Source organism: Halomonas sp. GFAJ-1, assembly GCF_000236625.2.
Lineage (GTDB): Bacteria > Pseudomonadota > Gammaproteobacteria > Pseudomonadales > Halomonadaceae > Vreelandella.
The window spans coordinates 20,305-32,532 of sequence record NZ_AHBC01000008.1; the positions used below are offsets into that span (position 1 = coordinate 20,305).

The 12,228-nt window shown below is 53.3% G+C and carries 10 protein-coding genes; 6 read left to right on the plus strand and 4 right to left on the minus strand.

Going from position 1 to position 12,228, the window contains the following annotated elements; all coding sequences use genetic code 11:
* Nucleotides 1-45: 45 nt before the first annotated feature.
* Both MOY_RS02445 and MOY_RS02450 read right to left on the minus strand, forming a co-directional pair.
* A complete protein-coding gene (locus MOY_RS02445; RefSeq protein ID WP_009096143.1) occupies nucleotides 46-711 on the minus strand; it encodes a TVP38/TMEM64 family protein in 666 nt (221 codons plus the stop codon).
* Complete coding sequence (locus MOY_RS02450; protein ID WP_009096145.1) at nucleotides 704-1,120, minus strand: SRPBCC family protein; 417 nt, start codon at nucleotides 1,118-1,120, stop codon at nucleotides 704-706. The genes MOY_RS02445 and MOY_RS02450 overlap by 8 nt, the downstream gene beginning before the upstream one ends.
* A 196-nt stretch (nucleotides 1,121-1,316) precedes the next feature.
* Between MOY_RS02450 and queC the strand changes: the two genes are divergently transcribed.
* From queC to MOY_RS16820, 4 genes are read left to right on the plus strand one after another with little or no spacing between them, the layout of a single operon-like run.
* Nucleotides 1,317-2,027, plus strand: a complete 711-nt coding sequence (gene queC / locus MOY_RS02455) for a 7-cyano-7-deazaguanine synthase QueC (RefSeq protein ID WP_009096147.1) — start codon at nucleotides 1,317-1,319, stop codon at nucleotides 2,025-2,027.
* Nucleotides 2,027-2,671: a 7-carboxy-7-deazaguanine synthase gene (gene queE, locus MOY_RS02460; RefSeq protein ID WP_009096149.1), complete on the plus strand. Its 645-nt coding sequence runs from the start codon at nucleotides 2,027-2,029 to the stop codon at nucleotides 2,669-2,671. Before queC ends, queE begins: the two co-directional genes overlap by 1 nt.
* Nucleotides 2,671-3,504 (plus strand): 6-carboxytetrahydropterin synthase, encoded by an 834-nt coding sequence (locus tag MOY_RS02465; protein WP_009096151.1) that lies wholly within the window; start codon nucleotides 2,671-2,673, stop codon nucleotides 3,502-3,504. The genes queE and MOY_RS02465 overlap by 1 nt, the downstream gene beginning before the upstream one ends.
* Nucleotides 3,501-3,782 carry a YkgJ family cysteine cluster protein gene (locus tag MOY_RS16820; protein WP_082429662.1) on the plus strand — a complete coding sequence of 94 codons (282 nt, stop codon included), beginning with the start codon at nucleotides 3,501-3,503 and terminating at the stop codon, nucleotides 3,780-3,782. Before MOY_RS02465 ends, MOY_RS16820 begins: the two co-directional genes overlap by 4 nt.
* A 30-nt stretch (nucleotides 3,783-3,812) precedes the next feature.
* Here MOY_RS16820 and MOY_RS02470 read toward each other — a convergent pair whose 3' ends face one another.
* On the minus strand, nucleotides 3,813-7,709 hold the full coding sequence (locus tag MOY_RS02470) for an AAA family ATPase (protein ID WP_009096154.1): 3,897 nt from the start codon (nucleotides 7,707-7,709) through the stop codon (nucleotides 3,813-3,815).
* A 30-nt stretch (nucleotides 7,710-7,739) separates the two neighbouring features.
* Nucleotides 7,740-8,396: a tRNA-(ms[2]io[6]A)-hydroxylase gene (locus MOY_RS02475; protein WP_009096156.1), complete on the minus strand. Its 657-nt coding sequence runs from the start codon at nucleotides 8,394-8,396 to the stop codon at nucleotides 7,740-7,742.
* A 523-nt stretch (nucleotides 8,397-8,919) separates the two neighbouring features.
* Here MOY_RS02475 and acnB point away from each other — a divergent pair.
* Together acnB and rraA are read left to right on the plus strand one after the other, a co-directional pair.
* Nucleotides 8,920-11,523 (plus strand): bifunctional aconitate hydratase 2/2-methylisocitrate dehydratase, encoded by a 2,604-nt coding sequence (gene acnB / locus MOY_RS02480; protein WP_009096157.1) that lies wholly within the window; start codon nucleotides 8,920-8,922, stop codon nucleotides 11,521-11,523.
* 207 nt (nucleotides 11,524-11,730) lie between these two features.
* Nucleotides 11,731-12,228 carry a ribonuclease E activity regulator RraA gene (rraA, locus tag MOY_RS02485; protein ID WP_009096158.1) on the plus strand — a complete coding sequence of 166 codons (498 nt, stop codon included), beginning with the start codon at nucleotides 11,731-11,733 and terminating at the stop codon, nucleotides 12,226-12,228.

Sequence of the window (12,228 nt, forward strand, 5' to 3'; positions counted from 1 at the left end):
GCCCTGCGCTAAGTAGCCAGAGAGGTTAATACTCTTCAATAACGGCTAAAAATCACGCGCCGCTTCAACGCGGCGCCGATACCAGCCACCTACTAATAGCAGTAATGCCAGCGCCAAAAGTGGGAATATAACCTCAAACTGAAGGGCATTTTCCTCTTCTATTGCCTCAAGAGCGCCATAAATGGCACTGCTATAGACCGCCCACTTTACCGACAAGCCCAGCGCCGCCGCGATTAAATAGCGGCCCAGCGAAATGCGTCGCAGGCCAGCAGCAAAATTAATCACCGAATGCGGAAAGCCCGGTAGGATACGTAACGCGCACTGGGTAAGAAGGTCACTACGCGCCTCTAATGTTTCCATGACCTTAAGCGTCAACCCTTTAGGGTTCCAGCGGTCGCCCGCATTTGCCGCTAGCTGGTAAGCGCCCCACGCACCTGCAACACTGCTTATGGTCAACATAAACGTCGCAATCAGTGGTGAATAAAAAGGGGCAATCAACCACAAGCCAATACTGCCAGGTAAGCCAATGGCAAGGGTTACCGCCATTGTTACCATTACGCCAATGATCACCACCGGATGATGAGACATCGTGGCCGCCCAGCGCTTTACCGCCATTAAATCAGGGGAGTACCATAACCAAACATAAGCAAGCATGGCCACGACCGCGAAGCCCGCGGCCCAACGCCATGAGTAACGTGTGAAATTATTCATGTAACCGAGCTTCAACCCGTTCAAGTATTTGGCGGCTGACTTTACCTACTAAAGGTTTGGCAGCTTTGTTTACCGCTTTTTCCATTAAGCGATTACGAATATCATAGTGTAAGGTTAACTCAACCTCCGTTCCTTCAGGCACTGCACGCAGCTTATAGCGCCCCTGGTTTTTCACCCCTTCCAACGACTCCCACGCCAACACGTGAGGGGGCTGAATTTCTGTCACTACTACATCGAAGGACCAGTCCATACCCACCGCCCGTACATGCCAACGGTAACGGTCATTGCCTAACGTATCGATCGAACGAATTAAATCAGAATAGTCCGCAAAATCTTCAACGCGGCGTAACAGCTCAAATACGCGCTCTGGGGACGCTTTAATAATTTCACTATGTTCTATGGTGGCCATGAGCTTGTCTCTTACGGCTGGGATTAACAGCTTAACATGCCAAACCATGCCGACATACACAACGAAGCGGCGTGACTACCTCTGGTCAGATAACCCCACATTGCGTACACTGCCGCCCTTCCGGACCGGACCCCGGATCATCGCTTAGCGTGACGCTAACGCGCCTAAAAAATTCTCCGAACAGTGAGTATTAATCATGTCGTTAAACACCACTCTAGACGCAAACGCGTCTGCCACCGTTGTGATTTATTCCGGTGGCATGGACTCCTACACAGTACTTCATCGCGCGCTGAACGAAGGCCTCACCGTTCACGCGCTCTCGTTTGATTATGGACAGCGCCACGCACGAGAATTGACCACTGCACGAAACGTTTGCCAGCAGCTCGAAGTGCCTCATCAGGTGGTTGATATACGCGCCATTCACGGCCTGATTGATAACTCGGCATTAACCAGCGATGCCATTGCCATGCCCGAAGGCGACTACGCGGCGGATAACCTGCGCGCCACGGTGGTACCTAACCGCAATATGATCCTGCTTTCACTTGCGATTGCTAAAGCGGTCAATATTGGCGCCCAACGCGTCGATTATGGTGCCCATGGGGGAGACCATATTCTCTACCCTGACTGCCGTCCTGAGTTTGTTCAAGCCATGAACCACGTGTCTGGCATCGCTAATTTCGAACCCGTCACGATCCACGCCCCCTACCTGCAATCTACCAAAGCGGAGATTTTGCGTGATGGGCTTGCCATGGGCCTAGATTACCGCGATACCTGGACCTGCTACGAAGGGCGCGAACTCGCCTGCGGTAAGTGCGGCAGCTGCCGAGAACGTCTGGCCGCCTTTAGCGCTAACCATGCCACCGATCCACTCGCATATGAAAGTGGCGTTTTGCAGGGAATGCGCTGATGTACCAAGTTAAAGAGGCATTTTACACGCTCCAAGGCGAAGGCGCACAAGCGGGCCGCGCCAGCGTATTCTGCCGCTTCAGCGGCTGTAATCTTTGGTCAGGTCGAGAGATTGACCGCGCTAGCGCCAAGTGTACATTTTGCGATACCGATTTTATCGGCACTAACGGTATTAATGGCGGCCAGTTTGCTACAGCAAGCGCGCTGGCCAATCATATTCATGCGCTGTGGCCCCAGAGCTCTAGCCGAGCGACGCCCTATGTGGTTTTTACAGGAGGCGAGCCGCTGTTGCAGCTCAATGCCGAGCTGGTAGCTGCGCTGCACCGTTATGGGTTTGAAGTAGCCGTGGAAACCAACGGCACCCTTTTGCCACCGCCCGGTATCGACTGGCTGTGCGTGAGTCCAAAGGGCACTAACCCTCTTGCAGTGACCCACGGGGACGAACTAAAGCTGGTTTATCCGCAACCTGACGCGCTACCAGAAAATTTTGCCTCGCTCGATTTCAGCCACTTTTTTTTACAGCCCATGGATCGCGGTAGTGAGTCACTAAATGCTCAAACGGTTAAATCAACGACCGCTTACTGTATGGCTAACCCCCAGTGGCGCCTCTCGCTTCAAACGCACAAAATCGCAGGATTTGATTAATGTCGCTATTTGTTAACCACCTGACCCATATTGATGTTTCCCTCTGGTGCCCAGAAAAAGGCCTAAAGGGGTGCAGTTGGCAAGTAGATGCCCTATTAGACGGAGAGCTGGGTGAAGACGGCATGCTGTTTGACTTCGGTGAGGTGAAGCCCTGGATTAAACGAACGCTCGACAGCGGTCTTGACCATACACTGCTAGTACCCCTCAAGGCGCCAGGCATTGAAGTCAGCGAGTGCCCTGAAGGCATTTGTATTCGAACTACTACTCCCTACGCCATGGAAGTACGCGGCCCCGCCGAAGCATTTACACTGCTGCCATGGGAAACAATTACTATTGGAGATGTTACAGATCTACTGAGCGACACTCTCACTATGCAGCGGCCTGACAACGTTCATTATGTAAAGCTAAGCTTAAGTGATGAGGCTATTGAAGGCGCAGCTTACGGCTACAGTCATGGACTGAAACGCCACACAGGCAACTGCCAACGTATTGCCCATGGGCACCGCTCAAGACTCTATATATGGCAAGAAGGTGAGCGGCAAACTACCCTTGAGCAACAATGGGCTGACTGGTTAGACAATCGTTATTTACTTGAAGACGCGGATATCGCTTACCAAGATGATGCTACTTTGACCTGTCGCTATGAAGCCGCACAAGGAGAGTTTTTAATCACTATCCCTCAAGCTCGCTGCTGCGTATTACCTAAACCGACCACCGTAGAAAATATTGCTGCGTGGTTAGCTGAGAGAATAACCGAGCAAAGCGGAAAATCGTCCTCGGTTCAGGCATTTGAAGGGATTAATAAAGGCGCAATGGCTGACGTCTTAACATGAGCAGTGGAACAACTGCGCCACAGCCAACGGCTTGCCGTGTCGGCTGTGGCGCATGCTGTATAGCGCCATCCATCACCTCCCCCATACCAGGCATGCCCCATGGCAAACCGGCTGGGGTTAGGTGCGCTCAATTAAGCGATGACAACCTATGCAAGTTGTTTGGCCACCCTACTCGCCCTGCCGTGTGCAAGCAGTTCGAGTTTGATCGCCATGTGTGTGGCGACGACCGCGAACAGGCAATCGTCACACTCACATGGCTTGAAAAAACGACCGCCTAGAGAATGCATTTTCCTCTGCTTGAGCCTGCATTAGCTCTCCACACTTGTCGCCTGTGAACGACGGTCTAGCAGGCTCGTCCAGCGCACTAAAACAGGCGCATCACTGTGGCTGATTTCGCCTAGCAAGCCTCTAAATGCTTCTCTTGCCTGCTGGTCGCTAGGCGCAATGCGCGTCAACCAAAATTCCAGTGCTGCCAACTCCTGGTGGCGATTACCATGTTCCCGAGCCTGGTGAATCGCCATTTCCGCTAGCGCTTTTACCTCATTGGCTGGATGCCCAAGCAGATCGCGCACTTTAGCAAGTTGGGTAGCAAGCTCGGGTAAAAACAGCGTTGTTCGTTCACGAGCGATTACTAAGCACTGGTCTAGGTAATCTTCTGCTGCCGCTAACTCACCAAGTTCGATACAGGCATCAGAGTACCAGAGTACCGGCCGCTGAAAATGGTCGCGGCCTTTTAGCTCGGCCATTTGATCTAAGCTATCGCGCATCTGGACTAGCCCGCCATGATCGCCTGCCAGGGCACGTTGCCAACCTAATACACCCTGAGCGGAAATTTGCCAAAGCTGCAAGTCCGGGGTTTCTGTCATCGCTGCCGCGCGCTCAGCATGGCGCGCAGCAAGGTGAACATGACCAAGCTGACGATAAAGCGCTGCAGCAAACATTAACGCCATGGCTAAGGTGCCGGGGTGACCTATTTTTTCAGCCAATCGAATAGCGGACGAGACGTGCCGCTCGGCACGCTGGTAATCCCCACGCAAACAGAGCGCCCAACCTTGAAAACACGTCGCCGTTACCTGCGGGTGATCCGAGAACGGTAACCACTCAATCATCATCTGCGCGTTAAGTGGGTCGATCTCGTCTAGATGGTCGTGGGCCTGCTGAATACGCCCCGCCCAATACTCACACTGCGCCCTGGCATAGTCTGCCAGCCGCTGATAACGCGGATCTTCCAAGCGCTCAGCAATATCGGAAAGGGTAGACGCCAATGCAAATGCGTCCGCATGGGCATAACGCTGACTGCGACCCACCCACAGCCCCCACTTCACCAAGAAAATTTGCTCGAGATCTTCTGGCTCATCTGAAACCTCACCACAGGGGTGACGCAATAGCTCTCTGGCACGCACGAAACTTTCATGGGCCGTTGGCGAACCATGCCCTTCAAGAGCAAAGGCAGCTTGTCCACGCACCGTAAGCAGGCTTACCTCACGCTCTACTTGGTGTTCTACATGGCGCAGGCTAGCCAACCCAAAATCTGCCATGCGCAACGCCGTGCGGTTGGCACTCACCTTTAGGGCCTCGCGGGCAGCTAGTTCAAAGTAGCGGGCACCTCGAGCATAGTGACCACTGCGACGTAAATGGGTAGCAAAGTCGCCTGGATGGCGACTAATCCACACCGGAAAGCGCTCTTCGATCAGCGTTACCACCTGCTGGTGAAGCTTCACCCGAACATCTCTTGGGCAGGAAAGGTAAGCGGCTTCCTGAAGAAGCTGATGACTAAACTGGAACTCGTGCTCGCCGCTCTCTTTTTCAACTGGCTCGATAATCTCCAACCGCCGCATATGCTCAACCGCCTGGATAAGGCGAGCTTTTTCACACCCACTGCACTCGAGCAAAAAGTCGAGCCTGAAGCGCTTACCAAGCACTGCCGCCACGTGGGCTATTTCGCGGTCGCCTTCAAGTTGGTCAATGCGGCTAGCCAGTAGCCCTAACAAGCCTTTGGGCAGCTCGTCGAATTGCACGGTCCGCCCTTCACGGCGATCCATATCCAAGCGGCGGCAGATCTCCTGCAGGTAAAGCGGCACACCGTCGCAGCGCTCAATGATTTGATTTCGCAACCGTGGGCTTAAATGAATTCTATAGCGTCTTGAAAGCTGAGACAGTAGACGAGAGGACTGCAAAGCATCCAGCTTACTTAGGCTAATTTGCTGATCCCAATGCAGCTTAACAGGCAGCGGTTCACGGCCGTGGTGGCTAGCCACTAGCATAAAGGCAGTGTTAATGGGCAAGCGAGCCTGAAGGCCCGCTAACACCTTGAAAGAGGGCTCGTCCAACCACTGCAGGTCATCAATCATCAGCACTAGCGTTTTAGCACCAGACTGCTGATCTATTAACCGGTGCAGCAGGCGCACTACCAGCTCAACGGCCTCGCCGTTTTGGGTTAGCTGGGTAATCTCTTGAACATCGCGAACGCCCAAGGCTTCTTCAAGCAGTTGCTGGCGCTGCTCGTCCAGGGGTTCTATTTCTAAGCGCTTCTGTAACTGATATATAGAATCACTGGTGGGCGCTGCTTCCAAGAACCACGCGACTAGAGTACGGGCGACGCCATAAGGCTCTAATACCGAAAGGCGTGTGGTAGGCTGCCAGCAAATAGCCGCATCGCGGCTAAGTTCTAGCTGGCGGAACCCCACCATCAGAGCGGATTTGCCCATACCAGAAGCACCGCGTACCAAAACGCTCTGACGCAGCCCAATACCCGCCCGGGCAAGAGCGTCCCGCAACGTACGCAGCGATGTTTCACGGCCCACTAAACTGGGCGGTAACGCATCACGCCCACCCTCGTTTTGGCCTAATACCAGTGCGCGTAGGCGCACACGACCGTCGCTGGCCACCAAGCGCGAAACTAGCCGCGGCTGAAGATCAAGCGCGGGCGGCATGTGTTGGCTCGACTCCTGCGAGATAACCAACTCGCTGCCTTCTGCCGCGCTCATAAGTTCCAAGGAGACCTGAGTGACCTGGCCAAGAGGGTCTGCTAATTGGCGCTCCGGCAGATACACGACGCGCCCACTGTGCAGCCCAGCAGCAAGTTCAAACTTGGGCGGTTCGCCCTCTCCGGTCCAGTGCCGTGCAGACTCTTGAGGCAGCGCTTGGCGGCAGTGCTCGTATAGAGCCACGAGTTCCGCTAATTGGTGCGCAGGCCCATGAGTACCAAAGCAGGCAAGCCCCAAGCCGCCGGTAGCCCCAGGTAGCCAAAAGCCCCCTAGATGGTGGCACTGTTGCTCTAACCAGCGCAGTAGCTCTAATTGAAGAGCCAAGCAGTTGCGTGTTGCAGCACGCTCCTGCCAATCACCCTGAAGCCTCAGGCGAATCGCCATAACAGAGAGCTGACGAAGCTCGATTTCATCTTCACGCAACGGCTTACTGTCAGCGGCTAACGCACGGGAGAACGCCCCTTGAGGACTCATTGCCCGCGGGTCGTGATGGCCGTCAGACCAGTAAGTTGCTAGCTGTAAGAAGCTCGGCTCGGGCTGTTGACCAGAGAGTGCCAATAGCTGCAAGTAACTATTGAACTGCTCATGGGCTGCCGCCATTTGATTCTTTTCAGCGAGCTGGCGAACTAAACGCTCATGGAAAGGGCCATAGCCTGAGAAACGGCTAACCAACCCTTCTAACATGGGATCAGGTACATCGGCATGGGCATCTAGTACCTGCTCAGCAAAACGAATAACGCGTTGGCGCCATTCATTTCTTACCTGCACCAGCCAACGCTGGAATTCACTACAGTTAGCAAGCTGCAACTCTTCAATCAAATCGCCTTGATAACAGGCCATTACCGCTTCAAGAGTGGCTAAATCCCGCGGCCCTTCAAGCAATTTCTGCAGTTCATGTAAATCTACCTGCCAGTGGTTAGGCAGCTGAAAAGCAATGGTTTGGCGAGATACGTTCAGCACATGCTCAGCGTTGTCGCCCATGGATTGACGCAAACAGTGCAGCGCGTGGCGCAGGTTAGTCCTGCCAGATGAGAGGCCTTGGTCTGGCCAGAGCAGCTCAGCAAGCGCGGCACGATTTACCGGCTGGCGGTGCAACAACAAATAAACCAAAAGGGCTTTAACTTTGTCGTAACTGAAATGTGTCAGCACATCCTCGCCTTGCGTTAGCGAAAAATGGCCAAAAAGGGTCAGCTGGTCTGTCGGTTGAGCATCGCGCATGATACACATCCTGCCTTGGCTAGCAGTGGCTTAAGCTGGCACGCCACTATGAAAACGAAAAGCCGTATCTTGCGAAGTGATCAGCTCCGCTTCACGCGCCACGAAAAAGGCGATTCGGTCATCCAACGAATCATCTGTTTGCTGCCGTGCAAGCAATAAATAATCTTCAAAATGACGCCCCTCAGACTTCACCAGCGTGCGATAAAAGCGCGCCAGCTCTTCATCTAAATAAGGGATTAAGCGCGCAAAACGCTCACAGCTGCGTGCTTCTATTAATGCACCAATGATCAGCACATCGATCAGCCGCTCCGGGTCGTTGCTACGCAAATGCTTGCGCAAACCCTCGGCATAGCGCGAGGCCGTAAGATGCCGATACGCCACGCCCCGTTTCTCCATTAAAACGACTACCTGCTCGAAGTGCAGCAGCTCTTCACGGGCAAGCTGCGACATTTTGCTCAACAAAACAGGCTGATCGACATAACGATAGAGCAAGCTCATCGCCGTTGAAGCCGCTTTTTTTTCGCATTGCGCATGGTCGATTAGCAGCGTATTAGGGTTCTCTAGCGCCCACTCCAACCAAGCATCTGGCGTTGGGCACGCCAAAAATGCCTCAAGACTTTCCGGTAACAAATCATCAGCTTGCAGCCCATGACCCACCGGCTGTAGTGCTTTTAATTGTATTGACATAACACCATTACCAATTGCTTATCTCATTATTGTACAACATATAAACGCCTTATGGCGTTTGCTCCCTTTAAAACACTGCGCTATCTACCGTCATGTAACCTTAAACAAAGAGGTTCTTAACACCTCATTCAACTGACCTGAAACCACAACTACTTGAAACACGCCACGCCCGAGTAATACGACTTTTTGAGCACGCTTTTCATGCCATCAGCGTAATACATGGTAACGCGACATCACCATAATCACACTCGGACTTACCATTAATCACCCTTATTGGGTAAAAAACTTACAGCGTTTCGTCCAAAAATTTTAAAAAAGCCAGTTCAGGAAACTAAATATCAACTCATCAACATAAAGTACAACGCGCTCAACCGCTTGTCGCCTTAACATTGTCGACAGTTTGCCGTAGAATCCCAACCATCCACCAGACGCTGTTTGTCAAGCGTATGTCACGTGTACGGACGCATACTCAATACCGTGTGGGCATGCGTTCGCCACCATTAGAAGATGAGAGGGCCCCAACGTGCTTGAAGCTTACCGCCAACATGTCGAGGAACGCGCTGCTGAGGGCGTCCCGCCCAAGCCCCTAAATGCTGAGCAAGTCGCTTCCGTAATCGAGCTGCTGAAAAATCCGCCGGCGGGTGAAGAAGAAGTTATTCTTGACTTAATCACCAACCGTGTACCGCCAGGCGTTGATGAAGCTGCTTATGTTAAAGCAGGTTTCTTAACCGCGATTGCCAAAGGGGAAGCTACCTCTCCGCTAATCGACAAAATCCATGCTGTTAAACTGCTTGGCACCATGCAAGGCGGTTACAACATCGTCTCTATGGTTGAACTGCTGGATAATGAAGAGCTGGCTCGTGAAGCCGGCGAACAGCTGAAGCACACGCTGTTGATGTTTGACGCTTTCCACGATGTTGAAGAGCGCGCTAAAAATGGCAACAACGTCGCCAAAGATGTCATTCAATCCTGGGCTGACGCAGAGTGGTTCCTTTCCAAGCCTGCGCTGGAAGAGAAAATCACGTTGACGGTCTTCAAGGTGCCTGGCGAAACCAACACCGATGACCTCTCACCTGCCCCTGATGCTTGGTCTCGCCCTGATATTCCGTTACATGCCAACGCTATGCTTAAAAATGAGCGCGAAGGTATCGAGCCGGAAGTACCAGGCACCACTGGCCCGCTAAAACAGATCGAAGAAGTAAAAGCCAAGGGCTTCCCCGTTGCTTACGTGGGTGACGTGGTAGGTACCGGCTCTTCGCGCAAGTCCGCCACTAACTCGGTTCTGTGGTTCTTCGGCGATGATCTTCCCTACGTGCCAAACAAACGTGCAGGCGGCTTCTGCTTTGGTAACAAAATTGCTCCGATCTTCTTTAATACTATGGAAGACTCTGGCGCGTTACCGATTGAAATGGACGTCGCCAACTTAGCAATGGGCGACGTCATCGACGTTTACCCCTACGAAGGCAAAGTGTGCAAGCACGGCACCGACGAAGTGGTTTCCACTTTCGAGCTAAAAACTCAGCTAATTCTGGATGAAGTACGCGCGGGTGGCCGCATTCCGCTGATCATCGGCCGTGGCTTAACCGGCAAAGCGCGTGAATCTCTGGGCCTTGAACAGTCTGACGTATTCCGCCTGCCTGACCAGCCAAAAGACACGGGTAAGGGCTTTACACTTGCTCAGAAAATGGTCGGTAAGGCGTGCGGCCTGGACGGCGTTCGTCCTGGCATGTACTGCGAACCCAAAATGACCACGGTCGGTTCCCAGGACACCACTGGCCCGATGACCCGTGATGAGCTGAAAGACCTAGCGTGCCTGGGCTTCCAAGCCGATCTGGTTATGCAATCTTTCTGCCATACCGCTGCATACCCGAAGCCGGTAGACGTTGATACGCACCACACACTTCCCGACTTCATTATGAACCGCGGCGGCGTATCACTGCGCCCCGGTGATGGCATCATTCACAGCTGGCTTAACCGCATGCTGCTGCCTGACACCGTCGGCACCGGCGGCGACTCCCACACCCGCTTCCCGCTGGGCATCTCGTTCCCAGCCGGTTCAGGTTTGGTGGCGTTTGCTGCAGCCACCGGCGTTATGCCGCTTGATATGCCGGAGTCTGTACTGGTGCGCTTTAAAGGTACTCGTCAACCTGGCGTTACCCTGCGCGACCTGGTTCACGCTATCCCGCTTTACGCCATCAAGAAAGGGCTTCTCACCGTCGAGAAATCCGGTAAGAAAAACGCCTTCTCCGGCCGCGTACTAGAGATTGAAGGCCTTGAAGAGCTGACGGTAGAGCAAGCCTTCGAGCTTTCTGATGCCTCTGCTGAGCGTAGCGCTGCTGGCTGTACCATTACGCTGTCTGAAGAGAGCGTTACTGAATACCTAAAATCGAACATCACACTGCTGAAGTGGATGATTGCGAATGGTTACGGCGATGAGCGTACCATTAGCCGCCGCATCGAAGGCATGGAAGCATGGCTTGCTAACCCGCATTTGATGCGCGCTGATAAAGATGCAGAATACGCCGAGGTTATTGAAATTGACCTCAGCGAGATTAAAGAGCCGGTGCTTTGCGCTCCGAACGACCCAGACGATGCGCGCTTACTGTCTGACGTTGCGGGCCAAAAGATCGATGAAGTATTCATCGGCTCGTGCATGACCAACATCGGCCACTTCCGCGCTGCCGGCAAGCTGCTTGAGAAACAACCTGCAGGCAGCCTGAAGACTCGTCTATGGCTGGCACCGCCCACCAAGATGGATCAGCACCAGCTGACCGAAGAGGGTTACTACGGCATTTACGGCCGTGCAGGTGCCCGTATGGAAATGCCGGGATGTTCACTGTGTATGGGTAACCAGGCACGCGTTGCTGCGAAAAGCACCGTCGTGTCTACGTCTACACGTAACTTCCCGAACCGTTTAGGCGATGGTGCCAATGTCTACCTCGCCTCAGCGGAATTGGCAGCGGTCGCCGCTGTAGAAGGCCGCCTGCCAAGCGTTGAAGAGTACCAGCGCTACATGAGCGAATTTGACGCTATGGCAGGAGAGATATATCGTTACATGAACTTCCACGAAATCGAGGAGTATCAAAAAATCGCCTCGAACGTGATTCCGGTTGCACAAGAAGTTTAAGACCCTTGTTGCAATCGATCTATCGCCGATGCTCGCACCATCGCAGAACGGGTAATACTACCTTTTTCTGAGTCGATGACCGAACGCCCCGCCCTGTTCACAGGTCGGGGCGTTTTTTATAGCTAGCCATGCCCATTAATCTAGCTAAACGAACCATTGGCAAACCAACTGTTAATCAAGCCAACTGTTAAGAGAAAGGAGCATGTTATGACCACCAGTAACGCGATTGTGACCCCCGACTTGTGCGATGCCTACCCAGAGGTAACCGTGCTAGAACCGATGTTTGCCAATTTCGGCGGCGTTGACAGCTTTTACGGCCCTATTCGCACAGTAAAATGCTTTGAAGACAACTCTATGGTGAAGCAAGCGGTTGCCGAACCAGGTGAGGGCGCCGTGCTGGTTGTTGATGCTGGTGGCTCTAACCGTTGCGCCATGCTGGGTGACATGCTGGCCGAGCAAGCCGCTAAAAACGGCTGGGCAGGTGTCGTCATGTTTGGCTGTGTGCGGGATGTAGACATACTAGTAACCCTACCACTAGGCGTACAGGCCCTAGGCAGCCATCCCCGGCGTAGCGAAAAGCATGGCGAAGGGCAACGGGATATTCCAGTTACCTTTGCTGGCGCCACCCTACACCCGGGCCAGTGGCTATATGCTGATAATAACGGCATTATCATCGCGGATAAGGCGCTCCACATATCCCAATAG